The following is an 18,179-nucleotide window of genomic DNA, read 5'->3' on the forward strand; positions in this document are numbered from 1 at the left end:
CCATGGCGTCGTCCTCGGTGATGCGCCGGGTCTCCCTGCGGAACCTGCGCGCACACAAACTCCGTCTCTTCCTCACGGTGTTCTCGATCGTCCTGGGCACGTCGTTCGTCGCCGGGTCGATCGTGTTCACCTCGACGATCTCGAAGGCGTTCAACGACATCTTCGACTCGGCCGCGCCCGGGGTCTCCGTTCAGGTGACGCCGGAGAACAATCAGTCGCCCGGTGTGCCGCAGTCGGTCTACGACGAACTGGACGCCCAGAAACAGCAGTTGGGCATCGACCGGATCGTCGCGAACTACGAGGGCCTGGTCACCATCGCGAACTCGCAGGGCAAGGCACTGCAGACCGGTGGCGCCCCGAGTATCGGGACCGCCTACCTGCCGCCCGACGTCGCGTTGTCCCCGGATGCCGGCAAGATCTTGCCGGGTGGTCGTGGCCCGGCGAATGCCGGTGAGATCGCGCTGAATTCGTCGGCGGCGGAGAAGGCCGGCCTGTCGGTGGGGTCGACGACGAAGCTGGTGCTCGGGCAGGGCTCCGCCGAACCCCGAGAGGTGAAGGTCGTCGGGCTGCTCGATCTGCCGGGCGCGACGAGCGGCTATGTGAACGTCCAGTTCGACCAGGCGACCGCCCGCGCCCTGTTCTCCGACGGCTCGCATTCGGCCAACGTGGACATGTCCGCGGCCGCCGGCGTGACGCCGGAGCAGCTGCAGGAACGCGTGGAGAAGACGCTCCCTGCGAACACCTACACGGTGCGGACCGGTGAGCAGGTGCGCCAGGACCAGAAGGACCAGGTCAACCAGTTCCTCACCATCTTCACCGGAATCCTGTTGGCATTCGCGGCGATCGGCCTGATCGTCGGCACCTTCATCATCTACAACACCTTCTCGATGATCGTCGCCCAGCGAAACCGCGAGCTGGCATTGCTGCGCGCGGTGGGCGCGAGCCAGAAACAGGTGTCGCGGTCGGTGCTGTTCGAGGCGTTCGTCGTCGGTGTGCTCGGCGGTGCCGTCGGATTGGGCATCGGTATCGCCCTGGCCGCCGCGCTGAAGGCATGGACACAGTCGTCGTCGGGGCTGCCCGACGCCCCACTGCAGATCGGGGCTCCCGCGGTGCTGGCGGCGCTGTTCGTCGGCGTCGTGGTGACGATGATCAGCGCCTGGGTGCCGGCGGCTCGCGCCTCGCGGGTGCCGCCGGTGGAGGCGATGCGCGCCGGCATGGCGGAGGGTTCGGCGCCGCTGCGGGTGCGCACGATGATCGGTGTCGTCGTCGGCGTGGCGGCGCTGGCCGCCATCGTCATCGGTGCGATGGGCGAGGGCCTGGGCCCGGCGATCTCCGTCGGCGTGGGTGCCGCGGGTGCGATCGCGGCGGTCGTGCTGGCCGGGCCGGCTCTGTCGCGGCCGATCGTCGGCGGACTCGGCACGGTTCTGGGCGCACCGTTCGGCAAGCTGGGCCGGTTGGCCCGGACCAACGCCGTGCGCAACCCGCGCCGAACCGCGGCGACTGCGTTCGCGCTGACGCTGGGCCTCATGCTGGTCGCCGTCATCGGTACGCTCGGGTCGTCGTTCAAGGGCACGATCGACGACGCCGTCGACACCGGCCTCAAGGCGGAGTTCATCGTCGCCGGTGCGAATCAGCTGCCGGTTCCCGGCTCGGTGTCCGGCGTGGTCGCCGACACCCAGGGCGTCGGGTCGTCGGTCAGCTTCGGCATCGTGCAGTCGAAGGTCGGCGACAAGTCGGTCACCGGCTATGCCGCGGTCGGCGGGCAACCCGACGACGTCGCGATCCTGAGCATGAAAGACGGTGCGCCCGACCAACTCCCGGCCGACGGCATGATCGTCAGCGAACGCACCCAGAAGACCGAGGGCTGGAACCGCGGAGACGTGGTCACCTTCACCGGGCCCACCGGCGAAGAGGTTCCGGTCACCGTGTCGGGGGTCTACGAGGACAACGAGGCGCTGCAACCGTGGCTCGTCGGCCCCGACGTCTACACCAAGCTGATCCCGCCGTCGGCGCAGGTGAGCGCGATGATCTTCGTGACCCCGGCGCCAGGTGTCTCCGCCGACGAGTTGCGGACGAACCTGGAGAACGCCACCGACTCGTATCTGACCGTGCAGGTGCAGGACCGCGACCAGTTCAAGAGTTCGGTGTCGTCCCAGATCGACCAGATGCTCGCGACGCTGTACGCGATGCTGGGGCTCGCCCTGCTGATCGCGGTGCTCGGCATCGTCAACACGCTGGCGTTGTCGGTGGTGGAACGCAAACGCGAGATCGGCATGCTGCGGGCCGTCGGCATGGTGCGGGCGCAGGTGCGCCGCAGCATCTACCTGGAGTCGGTGCTCATCGCCATCTTCGGGGCCATCCTGGGCGTGATCCTGGGCAGCGTGATCGGGTGGGCCCTCGTGCGAACGCTCGCCAAGTGGGGCCTGGGTACACCGGTGGTGCCGTGGAGCCTGATCGGCATCACGCTGATCGCCTCGGCCGTCGTCGGCGTCCTCGCAGCACTGTGGCCGGCCGTCCGTGCCGCCCGGACCAGGCCGTTGGAGGCGATCGCCGAGGCATGACGGGACCCGACGCGTCGCCTCGGCGGCAGGCCGGGGCCGGGATGACACAATCGGTCGCATGACCCGACCCCCCGACGACCGCTGGGACCCGAACCGCGAGCATCCCGACACGCGGCGGTTCGAGCCTTCCGACGAGACCTCCGCGTACGGGCCGGACGATCCGACGGCGCCGTACGGTCAGCCGGCCGGCTACCCACAACCCGATTACCCGCCGCCCGACCCGCAGGGGCCGTACGGTCCGCCGCAGGCCTACACCGAAGCCGCCTCGTACGGGCCCGGCTATCCGCCTCCCGGCGGCCCGGGCGGACCGCCGGACGAACCGCAGCCGCCGAAGAAGAACACCGGCCGCACCGTCGGTCTGGCGCTGGCCGTCATCGCTGCGCTGGTGGTGCTCGCGCTCGTCGGGGTGCTGATCGCACGCGGATCCGGCGACGACGACAGCGGGACCGCTGCCGGATCGAGTTCGTCGTCGGAGCCGTCGACGACGTCGTCGCGCAGCACCACCACGACGACCACGACCACCGAGGAGACGACGACCACGACGACACCGACGGTGCCGCCCGGTCAGGTCGTGTACCAGTTGACCGGCAACGGCGACGTCATCGGCATCCGTTTCCTCAACGGGAGCCGCTCGACGGTCGTCGCCGCGGCCGGCACGCCGTGGTCGCAGGCCGCGACCGTCACCGGGTCGACCGCCGAGATCAGTGCGATCGTCATCCGCGGTCCGGTCACGTGCAACATCCTGCGCGGTGAGGACCTGTTGTCGTCGTCGACGAGCAACGGCGGACCGCTGCGCTGCGCGGCACCGATCGGGTGAGCGCGTCGATCGGGTGAGCTCGTGTGACGTGGACCGGGTGGCGTCGACGGACGGCCCCGGTCCGCGTCATCACCGTTTGCGCAGCACCAGCACGAGATTCGTGCCGAGTACCTCACGCAGCCCGGGTACGCGCATGATCCACCACAACCGGCGCGGGAGATAGCGCGGGAAGGCGCCGACGAGTTCGGCACGGGACGCGGCACTGTCGGCCCAGGCGAGTCCCTGCGCGGCGGTCACCGGGAACAGTGAGGTGCCGTAGAGGTTCTTCGGCGGGTGGCCGTGGCGGCGCGTGTACCAGCGGGCGGCGCGATGGCCGCCCGCATAGTGGGTGAGCCCCATCTCGTGCCCGCCGAACGGACCCCACCACAGGGTGTAACTGATGATCACGGTGCCGCCCGGGCGGGTGACCCGCACCATCTCGTCGGCCATCGCCCACGGTGCGGACGTGTGCTCGACGACGTTCGACGAGAACGTGACGTCCATCGAGTCGTCGGCGAAGGGGAGATGCTGACCGGAACCGCGGACGCCGCCGCGATGGTCGAGCCCACCCGCATGCATCTCGGCGGGATCGGGTTCCACCGAGATGTAGTGCGCTCCAAGCAGTTCGAACGCGTCGGCGAAATAGCCGGGCCCGCCGCCGACGTCGAGCACCACCGCGTCGTCCATCCGCGCGCCGTGCCAGTCGGCGACCATCTGCGCGGTGTCGATCGCTATCGCCCCGTAGAAGCGCGCCGGATCGGTCTGCTCGAAGCGGAAGTCGTTCAGCAATCGGACCGCGCGCGACCACGTCGCGTACCGGGCGAACGTGGGTGACCCGGTATCGATCCTGCTGCGTCCGATCCTGCTACGTTGGATACTGCTGCGTTGGATACTGTTTCGTGCAGACTCTGTGCGCGGAGTCTCTGTGCGCAGATTCCATGTGTGCCGAATCCGGTTGCGGCCCATCGATTCTGGTCAGCCTTCCTGGTCGGCGGGGCCGCCGTTCCCGGAGTCGGCGACGAGGTGTCGAAGACCCGCCATGAAGGTCCGCAGGGCGAAGACGAACTCGGCCCGCAGGTCCTCCGGCAGCGCCGGGACGACGGTCGCCACCGACGGGTAGTCGGCGGCGTCGAGTCGACGGTAGTACTCGGAGACCATCGCGCGGGTGGGCGACTCCTCGGCGGCCACCTGCAGCGCGTATCCCACGATCAGCCGGGCCAGGGCGTGGTCGGCGGCCACCGCATCCGTCGGGGACAGCCCGGCGCCGAGCAGCAGGCGCAGCGACTCCTCGTAGCGGATCATCCCCATCGGACCGAAGTGCACCTGACCGGCGAACAGCGCCGCCGAATGCGGGTGCCGCTCCAGCACGTCGAAGGTGATGATCGCCGAACGCTCCAGGATGGTGTCCCACGCGTCGTCGAGGTCCGCGCCGGCGACCGTGGTGATGATCTCGGCCATCACCTGCTCGGCAAGGCGTTGACACAGTTCGTCCTTGCCGCCCGGGAACTGGCGGTACAGCGTCGACGTCGACGAACCCAACCGGCGGGCCAGTGCCCGCATCCCGAGGGCGTCGGGTCCGCCGGTGCCCAGCAAAGCGAGCGCCTCACCGAGGATCTCCTCGATCGGCAGGGGCGGACGGCCACGCGTCGGCTCGGTCATCGTCGGCGTCCTCGTCTCCGTGGATGGAAGCTCCCGGTCGTCAGGTCGGATCGTGCGGATGACCTGGTTCGACGGCAGAACTCCATCATCGCAGCACTGCCTCAACTACAGTTGTAGACGCCCCACGTGATTTCGGCTACAGTGTAGCCGCAACGAGGTTCTACCCCGTCGCCGGGGACGAGGTCCTCAGGGTTCGGACGCGGTGTGGAGGGGATGCCACGTACGACCTCTGGGGGCCTCTTCTTCTGTGGTCGGTACGCTGATCTGCGATGACCGAAGCCACTCATGCGCTCCTGCTCTGCTGGCGTGACACCACGCATCCGCAGGGCGGTGGAAGCGAGCGCTACCTCGAGCGTGTGGGCGCCGAACTCGCGGCCCGTGGCATGCGGGTCACGCTGCTGACCGCCTCCCACGACGGTGCCGACGCCGAGGAGTCCCGCGACGGCGTCCGCATCCTGCGTGCCGGGGGCCGGCTGTCGGTGTATCCCCGCGCGGTGGCGACGATCCTCGCCGCCCGCATCGGGCGCGGCCGTCTCGGGACGAGTGCGCCCGACGTCATCGTCGACACCCAGAACGGCATCCCGTTCTTCGCGACCCTCGCCTCACCGGCCCCGACGGTGGTGCTGGTCCATCACTGTCATCGCGAGCAGTGGCCTGTCGCCGGGCGGTGGCTCGGTCGCTTCGGCTGGTTCCTCGAGTCGCGGGTGTCCCCGCGCGTGCATCGTCGCAACCGCTACGTCACCGTGTCCGGACCGTCGGCGGCAGAGCTGTCGGCGCTGGGCGTCGACAGTGACAGGATCACGGTGATCCGCAACGGCGTGGACCCCGTCCCCGCCACCGCCGCGACCCCGTCGGGTGTGGCCCTGCCGGATGTGTCTCTGCTGGATGCGTCCCCGTCCGATGAGCCCACGACGGATGTGTCTGCGTCTGGTGCGACATCCGGGACGGACCGAGCACCGAGGCTCTGCGTGCTGTCCCGCTTGGTGCCGCACAAGCAGGTCGAGGACGCGCTCGCCGTGGTGGCCGAACTGCGTCACAGCCGCCCCGAGCTGACTCTCGACGTCATCGGCGGTGGCTGGTGGGCGGACGAATTGCGCAACCATGCAAGGGAACTCGGGGTGGAACGGCAGGTGACCTTCCACGGTCACGTGGACGAACAGCGCAAGCACGAACTCCTCGCGCGCGCCGACGTGCACCTGATGCCGTCTCGCAAGGAGGGCTGGGGTCTGGCGGTGATGGAGGCCGCTCAGCATCGCGTCCCGACGATCGGCTACCGCAGTTCCGTCGGCCTCGTCGAGTCAATCGACGACGACGAGACCGGCCTGCTGGTGGACGGCGTCGACGAACTCGCCAGTGCCACTCGCAAACTCATCGACAATCCGGAGGAGGCCGCGCGGCTGGGGCGTGCCGCGCAGGCCAAGGCGTCGCGGTATTCGTGGTCGGCGACGGCCGACGGCTTCATCGCGGTGTTCGACGACGTGCGACGCGCCGGGACGTCACCGCGCTGATCGCGGTGATCGTCAGACCGAGCAGGATCGTCGACGCCCAGATCACGTGGGCGGTGAGTACGGTGGCCCGTGCGGCGGTCGATGCGTCGAGATCGGCGACCGGTCCGGGTATCCGGTAGAGGGTCAGGTCGTCGCCGCGGAACACGACGGTCGCCGAGGTGGCGAGATCATCAGGCGGGGAATCGCTTTCGACGACGACCCAGCCGACTCCGAGGTCGGCGAGCGCCGACGGTGAGCCGCCGTCGGTCAATGCCTTGTCGACGGCGGCGCCACGTCCGGATGCCGGATCCACGACGACGCCGTCGACGGTGAGCAACCCGGATTCGGTCACCGGTGCGCGGACCATGCGTGGCAGTGGATTCAGCGACGGACCGTCGGCGAACGCGTAACGACGGACAGCCCCGGTCGGCCACACCGCGACGGCACCGTGGTCGGCGGAGACCGCCGCCGACACGCGCGCCCAGTCCGCGGGATAGGTGACCGGTCGGATGCTGCCGCCGACACCCCACGTCAGGTCGGGGAGCGGGGCGACGATCAGCAACGCGGCCGCGGCCACGACGAACCCGGCCGGCACCCAACGCCGAGCACCGGCGACCGCGCCGGCCGCGGCGACGGCGAAGAACGGCACCAGCAGCGCCAGGTACTTCTGGGTGTCACGGAACAGGCCGACACCGGGGACATGGGTGGACAGCGCCGACAGTCCGTCGGCGACCGGGCCCACCGCCGCGAGTGCGACCAATCCCGCCGACACCAGGGCGATCCCGGCGAGTGCTGCGATCAGCCGGGATCCGGGGCTCCGGTGCTTCCACAGCCACACGGAGCCGACCGACACGACCAGCAGCATCGCGAGCGTCGCGACGGTGGCCCACCAGATCGTGCGGCTCGCGGGCACGGCGTCGGCGTTCCAGATACCGCCCAGCCCGGCGATCGTGCCGATGGTGCCGAGTCCCGGTTCGGCGCGCACCCCGAACACCGCGAAACCGTCGGCACCGGTCGTCGAGGGTGCGCTGCCGAGGACGGTCGCGGTCAGCCAGGGCAGGGCCCCCAGAAGCCAGATACCGACGGCACCCGCACAATCCGCCCATCGTCGGGCACACACCAGCGGCGCGATCAGGGTCACCGCGAGCATCACGGCGGCCAGCACGGAGCCGGTCGGGATGAATCCCGCGGCGGCCACCGCGACGGCCAGATGTGCCCACGGCGCGACATCGCCACGGCCACGGCGGATGTCGGCAGCGGCGACGACGATCCAACCGAGCATGGCGTAGGCGACCAGAAGACTCCAGTGGCCCTGCAGGAGACGTTCGGCCACATAGGGATTCCAGATCGCCAGGCCGGCGGCGACGCACGCGCCCGCGGTTCCGGCCGACGGCACCAGCCGCTCCGCCAGGCGGCCGTAGCCGATGCCCGCGAGAATCAGTGCGGCACCGGTGATCACGACCACGACGATTCCGCCGTCGACGACCCGGCTCGCGGCCGCGACGACCGCGTCCTGCGGGGTGGCCCGGGCAGCCACGCCGCCGAGACCCAGCGTGGTGTCGGTGAGGAAGGACCGGGGCGTCGACACCGCGTCGCGATACAACAGATGCCCGGACCGCAGAAGCGGTCCCAGGATGATCGCGGTCAGCGCGGCCGAGACGACGGTCAGTGTCGGCAGCAGATACCGCGGGCCGGGCACGGGCTCAGTAGTGATAGGTGTCCGACGGTGCGGGTGAGTGCACGGGGTCGTCGTCGTAGTCGGTGGCCTCGATCCCGTAGGCGCGGGCCAGGTCGAGGATCTTCGTCGCCCGCGCGATGCGTGGCAGGTCGGAACCGTTGCGGATCTCACCGCCGTCACGCTCGAACTCGGCGAAGAACTCTCGCGCCCAGCTGATCTCGTCCTGGGACGGGGAGAGTCCCTCGTTGACCGGATGGCACTGGTCGGGGGTGAGGCAGATCTTGCCGGTCATGCCGAACTCGGCGCTCACCGCGGTCGCCTCCGACAGCTTCAGCGCGCTCGACCCGACGGTCGGCCCGTCGATCGCGCTGGGCAGATGAGCGGCCTTGGCAGCGATGGTGAATCGGGACCGCGCATAGGCGAGGGTGGCCGGGTCGTCGCCGAACCCGGTGTCCCGGCGGAAGTCGCCGATACCGAACGCGAGACGGAATGTGGCCTTCGCCGAGGCGATCTCACTGATGCGTTCGAGTCCGCGGGCCGTCTCCACGAGGGCGACGATCGGCACGCCGGGCAGCCGCTTGGCGGTCTCGGACACGTGATCGACCGACTCCACCATCGCCAGCATGACGCCGCCGACGTGCGTCGTCGACAACGCGGCGAGGTCGTCGGCCCACCAGGGCGTCCCGAAACCGTTGACCCGCACCCAGTCGGCGTTGCCGGCGGTCAGCCAGGACATGACGTTGTCGCGCGCGGTCAGCTTGTCCTTGGGGGCGACCGCGTCCTCGATGTCGAGGACGACGATGTCGGCGCGTGAGCGCGCGGCCGGCGCGAATCGCCCCGCCTGGGCGCCGTTCACCAACAGCCAGCTGCGGGCGAGGACGGGATCGATCCGGAACCCCTCGGGATCGGAGGCGTGATCGTCCGCGCTGTCGTCGGTCGAGGTCTGGTCGTACACCCCACCATCGTTGCCCATGGCCCGTGCGCTGTGCAAAGCGACCCGACCGCGGTGCGGCCACCCGCCGCCATCCCGCGTCGGTGTCGAGAGTGCACACTTGACCGCATGGTGGCACGGACTCCGAGGGGCGGCGTCGCCGGTGCCCTCGGCTGGGTGGCCGCCGGTTCGATGCTCGCCAATGTCTGCGCGTACCTCATCCATCTGACCGCGAGCCGGTGGTGGCTCGACACCGCCGAGTACGGCGAGTTCGCGGTGGGCATGTCGGCGATGCTGGTGCTCGGTGTCGCCGCGCTCGCGCTGCAGGCGGTGATCGCCCGGGCCGTCGTCCGCCACACCGATCTCTCGCGGATCCGGCGGGTGACGATCCTGACGACGGCATCGGTCACCGCGCTCGCGGTCCTGGCGTCACCGGTGCTGGCCGCCGGGGCGTCGGTCGGTGTCGGGACAGCTGTCGCGGCGTTGTCGGCGGCCCCGATGCTCGTCCTCATCGGGGCGGGCGAGGGTGTCCTGCAGGGGCACGGGTCGTTCCGGCTGCTCGGGTGGGTGCTGGCAGGTGTCGGCGTGTTGCGGACCATCCCTGTGATCGCGGCACTCGCCGCCGGTGCGGGGCCCGCCGGTGCGCTTGTCGCGGGTACGGTCGGCTCGGGAGTGGCCGCGCTGGTGGTGTTCTGGGCGGTGCGGATCGAGGGGCGCGAACGCGAGGTCCGTCGCGGTGTCGCCGTGTCGGCGGACGGGCTCGAACTGCTCGACGTCGTCCGGGCGTCCGGGGTGCAGCTCGTCCTGATCATCGCCGCGTCCGTCGACCTGTTGCTGTCGAGGACGGTGCTGTCGGCCGGGGATGCCGGCATCTACGCGCTCGGTGCGATCGCGACGAAGGTGGCCTTCTGGCTGCCGCAGGCGGTCGGTGTCGTCTTCTACCCACGATTGGCCGATCCGGCGACGTCGCGCCGGTCGCTGATGCACGCGGTGGCGGTGGTATCGGCGATCGGTGTGGTGCTGACGGTGGGCGCGGCGCTGGCCGGGCCGCTCGTCCCGATCGTCATCCGGCCCGACTACGAGCCGCTCGTCGGGGTGCTGTGGCTGTTCGCCTACACCGGCGCGATGCTCGCGGTGCTGCAGGTCGCCCTGCTCTCGGCGATCGCGCGGTCGGCGACGGCACTGTCGGCCGTGACGTGGGTGGCGGTCGGTACCGAGGTGGTGGTCATCCTCACCGTGGTGCACAGCATCGTCGCGCTCGCCGCCACGGCCGCGGTCACCGCGACGGTCGTCGCCGTCACGACGACGCTGGTGGGTCTGCGTCGGGATCGGATGTCGGAGCCTCGGTCCGCGAGCGATCGCTCGCCGGGCGCTCGGGCCGGGAGGGAGAGTTCTGGTGATCATCGGACTGGAGACGATCTGGTTGGAGATGATCTGCCCGGGGATCGTCGGACTGGGGACGATCGGTCTGGGGATGGTCGGGATGGGGGCCGTGTGGCTCCGGGCGATCGGATGCCTGACGACCGGGTTCCGGACCACTCTCGTCCTGCCGCCGGCGAGGACGGCGCGGACGCCACGCCGGATTGATGATCGCCAGGCCCGCACCGATCGCCGCGATGCCGGCGATGGCCGCGAGCAGCGGGATCACCCGGCCCCAGATGGTGACGGGCGAGGCCAGGGCGGTGGCGCGGTTGCTCATCCGGCGCTGGGTCGTCTCGTCGTAGGAGAAGGTCGCCGACAGATTGGTGACGCGATGGTCAGGCAGGCTCGGATCGATCTGCCGGTAGCTCTCGTCGACGACGATCCGGGCGTTCAGGATGGTGCCGGTCGCGGTGTCGACATCGAGTTCCCACGATCCGCGATGGTGCAACGTTGCGGTCACCTCGCGTGCCGGATCGACACCGGGGAGACCGAACCAGCCGGCCGGACGCGTGATGATCGTCGGCGGGGTGCTCTGTGCGTCCCCGGTGCGGATCTGATGAAGGTCGGTGTCGGGGACGTCGGCGACGAAGCGTGCGGCGTCCCGTCCGTGCACGGTGACCTCGCCGGTGTGGCGCAGCGGTACCGATCGGCGGGTCGTCACGTCGAAGAACGTGTGATCGGTGGTCGAGACGTCGAACGGCAGCAGGTAGGTGTACCCGCGGCGGTCGGGGACCGCGACGGGTGCGGCGTTGCTGTCGTACTGGATCTCCGAGCTGCCCGGCTGACCGCCGGCGGGTGCGGTGAGGTCGGGCAGGGCGGTGGTGCGGTTGATGGTCACGCGATCGCGTACCGCCGTGACCGTGGGATCGGTGCAGGTTGCCGCGCCGGCAGGCGTCGCGGCGTCGCTGCCGGGTCGTGGGGCCTGCGGGTCGACCTCGCGGTCGTCGACCGTCACGTTCTCGGCCCGGACGGACGTGCCTGCCTGCAGCGTGACGCGGCGCGCGTCGGCGGGTCTCACGGCGACGACCCGTTGCTGCCGGGTCAGGTCGGCGCCGACGACACGTGCCGTCGGCGAGTTCAGTGAGCAGCGGTCCAGGATGCGGGCTGCTGCGGGAGCGCCGTCCGTCGCGCCGCTGTCCGTTGCACCGCTGTCCGTCGCGCCGCCGTCCGTTGCACCGCCGTCCGTTGCGCCCGGGTCGGAAGGGGTGCCGGCGGGCGAGGCGCCTCCGGTGCTGTCGGCGGTGGTGGTGAGGTCGGTGCTCAGCGGAATGGTCCGCAGGTTGTCGACGAAGAGCGTCGGCAGCGCGATGGCGACCGCGAGCAGGAATCCGCCCAGGAAGATCAGCACCGGTCCGATGAGGTCGGTGGTCGACAGACGACTCGGCCCGGGCGTTGACATAGGGGCGAGGGTACTGGGCGGCCTCGCGCGCGCAGCTACCCTGTTGACCAGCATGAGCACCACCAACTCTTCGGCCACCACTCACGGAGGCCCCGACCGCGACTCCGATGCGGAGCGCGACGGCGCTCGGCGGGGCGTCGCACCGCGCCGCTTCTTCGGGCAGCTCGAGGGCATGCGTGCGCTCGCGGCGATCGGGGTGCTGACCACGCATGTCGCCTTCCAGACGCGCGCGGTGGAACTGCCGGTACTGGGACCGGTGCTCGGACGTCTCGACCTCGCGGTGGCCCTGTTCTTCGGGCTGTCGGGGTTCCTGTTGTGGCGGCCGTGGGTGGCGGCCGCGCACGGCGCCGCGCCGACGCCGTCGGTGCGGCGGTACCTGGCGCATCGGTTCGTGCGGATCTGGCCCGCGTATGTTGTGGTCGTCGTCCTCGTCCTGACCTTGCTGCCGGACGCCAAGAACGCGGACCTCACCGTCTGGATCGCGAATCTGACCCTCACCCAGGTCTTCGTGCCGCTGTCGCTGACCGCCGGCCTGACCCAGATGTGGAGTCTGTCGGTCGAGGTCGCCTTCTACGCCCTGTTGCCGATCATCGGGTGGGCGCTACTGCGTCTGCGCGTCGATCGCCGGGCCGATCAGCGGACTTGCGCCGACGACTCCGGCCGCATCGCCTGGCGTATCCCCGCGTTGATGGGCCTGGGCGTCCTGAGTCTCGGTTGGGCGTGGGTCGCGATGGTGCTGCCGGTCGCGGCCGGCGTCGAACCGAAGAACTGGGTGTTCGGGCACCTGCCGTGGTTCGTGGCAGGGCTCGTGCTGGCCGAACTCGTCGGTGCGATCGAGCTCGACGAACACCGTCCGGTGGCTCGGTGGGTCCGGATCGTCGTGCGCGTCGGGGCCCACCGGGTGTGGATGGGGATCGTGCTGGTGATCGCCTACACGCTGGCGTGTACGCCGCTCGCCGGCCCGACGGGTCTGGGGGCACTGGCGCCGTGGCAGTTCGCCGTGAAGATGGTGCTCGGCGCGATCTGTGGTTTCGCGTTGCTGGCGCCGCTGGTGCTGTCGGCGGGACCGTTCCGGGTGCTGACGTCGCGGGTGATGGTGGCGCTCGGCCGATGGTCCTACGGCATCTTCATCTGGCATCTGGCAGTGCTGGCGGTGGTCTTCCCGCTGTTCGGCATCCTGCCGTTCAACGGCGACTTCCTGCTGGTGTGGGCCATCACTCTGGGACTGACCATCGGCGTGTCTGCGGCGAGCTACGCGTTCATCGAGGAGCCCGCCCGACGCTGGTTGCGCACACGGGAACGGACCAGACCGGAACGCAGCCGCTCGACCGTGATCAGCCAGACGGTGAGTGAGACGGCGACCAGCGCCGGGAGCTGAACCCACCAGTCGAAGCCGTGGTAACCAGTCGACGCGTGCCACGGTCCGGCGGCGAGACCGACGGTCGCGAGGGTCATCGCCGCGAAGACGACCACCACTCCGACGCCCGGCCTGCGGGCCGTCAGCCACCACGCGGCTGCGCCGACGACGGTCGACACCACCAGCCCCCACCAGCCCGACAACAGCCACGACGCCGCCGTCCATCCGACGACGGCCGTCGCCGCGAGCCAGAACGGTGTCGCGGGTGAGGGTGGCGCGGGCGAGGGTGCCCGATCGCGGATGTCGGCGGTGGGTTCAGCCGGGGGAGCCGTCGGCGTCGCCATTGACGTCGCCGTCGTCGTCGTTGATGCCGCCGTTGACGCCGTCGCCGTCGCCGTCGGGTCGGGTTCGGTCGGGTCGGGCACTGTCGGGTCAGGCACCGTCGGGTCGGGTTCGGTCGGGTCGGGCACTGCCGGGTCGGGTTCCGTCAGGTCGGGTTGTGTCAGGTCAGGCGCCGTCAGGCCGGGCGCTGTCGGGTCGGGTTCCTGTTGGGCGGCCCGCGGCACCGCCGCCGCCTCGCGTCTGCGCCGCGGCCACCAGGCGGCGGCCAGCACCACCGCCATGAGTGCGAGACCGATGCCGAGGGACCAGCGGTAGACCGAGTCGAACCGATAGGTGAGCGTGAGGGTTCCGTCGGCACCGGCGGGCACGACCCAGCCCTGTTGCCAGCCGTTCATCACGACCGGCCGCAACATCGTGCCCCCGAGCTCGGCCTGCCAGCCCGAGTTCGTGCTCTCCGGGACCACCAGGAACCGGTCACCGTCGGCGCGGGCGACCTCGACCGTGCGGTGGGTCGCCGACCAGTCACCGATGGCGGGAACCGTCGGGTCGGCGGTGCTCGCCTCGGGTGCGTCGACGACCGGCAGCGACACCTGATCGACGGTGAATGCGGTGCCCGGATTCACCGACAGCTCCTGCTCACCGCCGCCGACGGGCACGGGGGCCGGCGAGCACGGCCGCGCGACGACGGGCTGCCCGTCTCGCAATGCTTTGGCCGTGGTGCGCACCGACAACCCGATCACCTGACCGGACACGGTGATCCCGAGCCCGGCGTCGCAGCCGATCTCCACCGGCCGGTCGGGGCCCTGGGCGGCGGTCGTCGCCGCCGGAGCCGGCTCGATCCGGACCTCGCTGATCCCGGCGGGCGCGGGGCGTGCGAAGCCGAGGCTGTTGACGTCGATCAGGTCCGTCGTCTTCGTGATCGTGATGCCGATGCGGTCGGTGACCGCCGGGTCGAGCTCGACGACGCCGTCGCGCCCGACGTCGCGGACCTGGGTGCCGGTGCCGAGGTCGACGCCGACCCGTGTGGTCGATGCGGGATAGCGTTGCGGCAGAACGAGTCTGAGCCGCTCGACCCGCTGCCGTTCGGGAAGTCGGATGGTCAGCTCGGGTTTCTCGCTGCGTCGTCGATCGGCCGCCGACGACCCGCTGTCGCCCTCGGGGGCGGTCCAGGTGGTGCCGACGTCGCCGTCGACCGCCGCACTCGCATTGCCCCGCGGGTCGTCGACGCCGGTCGGCCCGTCGGCGGTGATCTGTCCGGGTGCGGAGATCAGGGCACGCAACCCGTCGCCGGATCGTGGTCGCAGGACGACACTGGGGGCCACCGCCACCGGGCCGGGCACCGACAGGGTGCGGGTGAAGATGCGCGGCGTCTCCGGGGTGAGTCCGAGGCCGGGGGCGCAGCGGACCGCCGGCCCGTCGTCGACGCAGGCGGAGCGGCCACCGAGTTCCTGGGTGAGCAGCCATCCCGCGACCGACGTGCCCGCCGGAGGTGCCGGCAGGGTGACCCGATGACGTACGGCGATCGGCAGCCGACTCGACAGGTCGCTCAGCGACACCTCGCCGATCGCGAACTGGTTGCCGGCCAATCCGTTGGCCGTGCTGATCGCGCGCAGCTGTACCCAGCGGGTCGGACCACTCGGGGCGGTGACGGTGACGGGCTCGCCCGGTTCGACACCTTGCGCGACCGAGCTGCCCGCCTCGGTGGTGACGAGGATGCCGGTGACGTCCGGGCCGATCGCCTTGGCCGTCGTGACGGTGACCGCGAGATCCGTTCGTGGCCGGGTGAAGTCGAGCCGCAGCCACTGGCCGACCGCGGAGTCCAGACCGCTGCTCACCCACGCCGTGTCGGGGTCGCCGTCGAAGGCGGCCGCCGTCGAGTTCGACGGCGACGTCTGACCCAGTTGGGTTGCGTCCGAGGCCGATCCCGACGCCGAGACGCGCACCTGCCCGGGTTGGTTGTCGAGCAGCCATTCGCCGCGGACGAGTGGTTGCCCGGTGACGGGATAGTCGGGTGCGGCGTTCTGGGTGCGTCTCGGATCACCGGAGGCACGGATGGCGGAGCTGTGGTCGTCGACGCGGCCGAAGTCGGTCTCGCGGTCCGCGGGCGAGTCGGTGATCGTGACGCCGCCGCGTCCCGCCCCGACACCGGCCGCCCGGGCGTCGGCGTCGAGGACCGATGGCCCCATCGGGGGGAGCCCGCGCCGAGCTCGATCCTCCTGCACGGCGGCCAGGGCCTCCGGACCGCCGGCGACCCGCGGTGTCGAATCGGCGTCGACGAGGACCGGTCCGGTGCCGGGGAATCCGACGCCGCCGCGCACCGCGTAGATCGAGATGGCGGGCAGGGGTGGGCGTAACCCGTTGTCGCGGACGACGCCCGGTGCGCTCGGTGGGCTGACGTCGGGGCCGAACGAGGCGACCTCGGTCAGACCGGGAGAGGTCTCCAGGGCCTGCCGGGCGACGAGCGGTCGCGCGGAGCGCGAGCTGTCGGGATCGAGATCTGCTCGTAGGACGACGAATCCGATGCCTTGCTGCGCGAGCGTTGCGGCGAGACCGGGTGAACCGCGGCCGTTGGCGATGTCGCGTTGGACGGAGTCGAGGGCCCGGATCGCCCCGGGGGGCGTCAACGGGATCGCGTCACGCACCGCCCACGGGTCGTCGGCGAGCGGTTGCATCGGCTCGTCGCGGGTCAGCCCCCACAGCTGGTCGGCGAAGGGGGCGCCGGGCACCACCAGGCTGCGGGTCGCGGCGTTGCTGTGTTGTCCGGGACCGGACTGTGGGCGAGGGTGCTGTGCGGGACGGTTCTGCGCGGGGCTGTCCGGTGGGGGCCGGTGTGCGGTGGGGGTGCTCGGCGTGGACGTGTTCGGGGCGGTGGTGTTCGGGGCGGTGGTGTTCGGACCGGACGTATTCGGAGCGGTGGTGTTCGGTGTCGCGGTGTTCGGCGTCGAGGTGCCCGATGCGGGAGTGCCTGATGTGGAGGTGCCCGATGCGGGTACGGTGCTGCCGTGGTCGGCGAGCCACTTTGCGGTGGCTGGCCAGTAATCGGGGATCTTCGTGTAGGTCCCGGCGGGCGCGAGCTGTCCGGTCCAGAGCAGCGATCCGGCTCCGATGGCGGCGACGACCACGACGATGGTCGCCGCGACCGGCCGAGAGCGTTGCGGGTTCGCGAATCCGGCGAGTGTCTCGCGCACGGAGACGGTGCCGGGCAACGGAACCCGCGCGAGCAGGTGCGCGACCCCGAGCACGAGCGGGATCCGGATGAACGGCTCGAACTTGTGGATATTGCGCAAGGCCGCGCCGGGGCCGTCGAGGAACACGCGCACGGGTTCGGCGATGGGCGACCCGAGTTGGCCCGCGAAGCCGACGCACATCAGCAGCAGGCCGACCGTCAGGACGGTGACCAGGCGGCCGCGGGAGGGCATGTGTCGCATGCACAGTCCGGCCAGGCCCGCCGCGGCGAGCACGCCGGTCGCGAGGACTGCGGCCGGTTGGGTGACCAACACTGCGCCGGCGACGCGTTCGGGGGACACGAACGGTGTCCACGAACTCGTCCCGCGCAGCACCTCGGTCAGTGATGTCCACTCGGTGGTGACGCGCGATGACTCGATGAAATCCAGGAACGGCGGACTGACCCGCGACAGGATCAGCAGGGGGATCAGCCACCAGGCGCAGGCCATGGCGAGTCCGAGCGTCCACCACGCTCCGAAGCGCCACCAGCGGGCCGCGGGGCGGCCCGTCAGGGCCGGTGCGTGCAGCAGCCACCACACCACGGCGACCCCGACCGCCGCGACGGTTGCCACCGCGTTGACGGCGCCCATGAGCGCCACCGCTGCTGCCGACTGTGCTGCCGGCCGCCACAGCGGGTCCGTGGGTGTTGTGGCGGGCGCCGGGCCGGCGGTGTTCGGGTGGCTGGGGTCGGGTTCGAGGGTGTTCGGCCGGTGGGGCGTTGTGTCGTCGGCGTTTCGCCGGTGGGGCGTTGTGTCGTCGGCGCGCGGGGTTCGGGCCGCCCGGTCGCGGTCGAGCACGCGGACCAGCGGGATCAGTACCCACGGCGCGAGCACCATCGGCAGTGTCTCCGACGAGATCGAGCCGATCGTGGTCAGTACACGGGGACTCAGCACGAAGATGATCGCCGCGATCACCCGTGACCCGGGCGAGCCGATCCGCATCACCTCGGCGAGACGCACGATGCCGACGAATCCGACGACGAGCAGCACCGCCCACCACAGCCGCTGGATCACCCAGGGCGGTAGGTGCAGCACCTCGCCGAGCGCGAAGAACGAACCGTGGGGGAAGAAGTAGCCGTAGGCCTGGTTCTGCACCTGGCCCATCGGCGCGTTGGGTGTCCACAGGTGTGCGGCCCGGCCGAGGAAGCCGATCGGGTCGGCGGTCAGGTCGAGCTTGGTGTCGGCGGCGATGCGGCCGGGCGACTGCAGGAAGGAGACGATCACTGCCAGCAGCGCCGCGATCACCACACCGCGACGGGAGAGTGTCGTGTCCGGCGGCGCGCTCGACGGTGCACCCGACGGTGCGCTCGACGACGCGCCGAG

At 70.8% G+C, this 18,179-nt stretch carries 9 protein-coding genes and 2 pseudogenes; 5 read left to right on the forward strand and 6 right to left on the reverse strand.

All coding sequences use genetic code 11. The features are described 5' to 3' along the window. The first annotated feature begins 2 nt into the window (after positions 1–2). Together EEB19_RS13225 and EEB19_RS13230 are read left to right on the forward strand one after the other, a co-directional pair. The gene (locus EEB19_RS13225) at positions 3–2,561 is read left to right on the forward strand and encodes an ABC transporter permease (RefSeq protein WP_187586934.1); all 2,559 of its coding nucleotides are present in this window, start codon (positions 3–5) and stop codon (positions 2,559–2,561) included. A gap of 58 nt (positions 2,562–2,619) precedes the next feature. Further along, positions 2,620–3,378, forward strand: coding sequence for a hypothetical protein (locus EEB19_RS13230; protein WP_187586936.1), 759 nt, complete (start codon positions 2,620–2,622; stop codon positions 3,376–3,378). Between the two features lie 69 nt (positions 3,379–3,447). Here EEB19_RS13230 and EEB19_RS13235 read toward each other — a convergent pair whose 3' ends face one another. Both EEB19_RS13235 and EEB19_RS13240 read right to left on the reverse strand, forming a co-directional pair. Next, entirely contained in the window at positions 3,448–4,146 is a 699-nt protein-coding gene (locus EEB19_RS13235) for a class I SAM-dependent methyltransferase (protein WP_262365640.1), read from the reverse strand. A 186-nt stretch (positions 4,147–4,332) separates the two neighbouring features. Beyond that, on the reverse strand, positions 4,333–5,016 hold the full coding sequence (locus EEB19_RS13240; protein WP_187586938.1) for a TetR/AcrR family transcriptional regulator: 684 nt from the start codon (positions 5,014–5,016) through the stop codon (positions 4,333–4,335). A gap of 269 nt (positions 5,017–5,285) precedes the next feature. Between EEB19_RS13240 and EEB19_RS13245 the strand changes: the two genes are divergently transcribed. Beyond that, positions 5,286–6,524 carry a glycosyltransferase family 4 protein gene (locus EEB19_RS13245; RefSeq protein WP_187586939.1) on the forward strand — a complete coding sequence of 413 codons (1,239 nt, stop codon included), beginning with the start codon at positions 5,286–5,288 and terminating at the stop codon, positions 6,522–6,524. Here EEB19_RS13245 and EEB19_RS13250 read toward each other — a convergent pair. Together EEB19_RS13250 and EEB19_RS13255 are read right to left on the reverse strand one after the other, a co-directional pair. Next, positions 6,475–8,202, reverse strand: coding sequence for a hypothetical protein (locus EEB19_RS13250; protein ID WP_262365641.1), 1,728 nt, complete (start codon positions 8,200–8,202; stop codon positions 6,475–6,477). The two genes, EEB19_RS13245 and EEB19_RS13250, sit on opposite strands and share 50 nt — an antisense overlap. Positions 8,203–8,206: 4 nt before the next feature. Next, positions 8,207–9,136 (reverse strand): CoA ester lyase, encoded by a 930-nt coding sequence (locus tag EEB19_RS13255; protein ID WP_187586940.1) that lies wholly within the window; start codon positions 9,134–9,136, stop codon positions 8,207–8,209. Between the two features lie 168 nt (positions 9,137–9,304). Here EEB19_RS13255 and EEB19_RS13260 point away from each other — a divergent pair. Then, positions 9,305–10,417: pseudogene (locus EEB19_RS13260) on the forward strand (polysaccharide biosynthesis protein); the annotation flags it as partial. Here the strand turns inward: EEB19_RS13260 and EEB19_RS13265 are convergent. Next, complete coding sequence (locus tag EEB19_RS13265; protein WP_187586941.1) at positions 10,410–11,933, reverse strand: DUF3068 domain-containing protein; 1,524 nt, start codon at positions 11,931–11,933, stop codon at positions 10,410–10,412. The pseudogene EEB19_RS13260 and the gene EEB19_RS13265 overlap by 8 nt on opposite strands. 52 nt (positions 11,934–11,985) lie before the next feature. On the opposite strand from EEB19_RS13265, the pseudogene EEB19_RS13270 reads away from it, so the two are divergent. Further along, a pseudogene (locus tag EEB19_RS13270) lies at positions 11,986–13,257 on the forward strand (acyltransferase family protein); the annotation flags it as partial. On the opposite strand, the gene EEB19_RS26930 reads toward EEB19_RS13270, so the two are convergent. Then, a complete protein-coding gene (locus EEB19_RS26930) occupies positions 13,185–18,104 on the reverse strand; it encodes an alpha-(1->3)-arabinofuranosyltransferase (RefSeq protein WP_262365648.1) in 4,920 nt (1,639 codons plus the stop codon). The pseudogene EEB19_RS13270 and the gene EEB19_RS26930 overlap by 73 nt on opposite strands. Between the last annotated feature and the right edge of the window lie 75 nt (positions 18,105–18,179).

The organism is Gordonia sp. OPL2, assembly GCF_003797825.1.
GTDB lineage: Bacteria > Actinomycetota > Actinomycetes > Mycobacteriales > Mycobacteriaceae > Gordonia.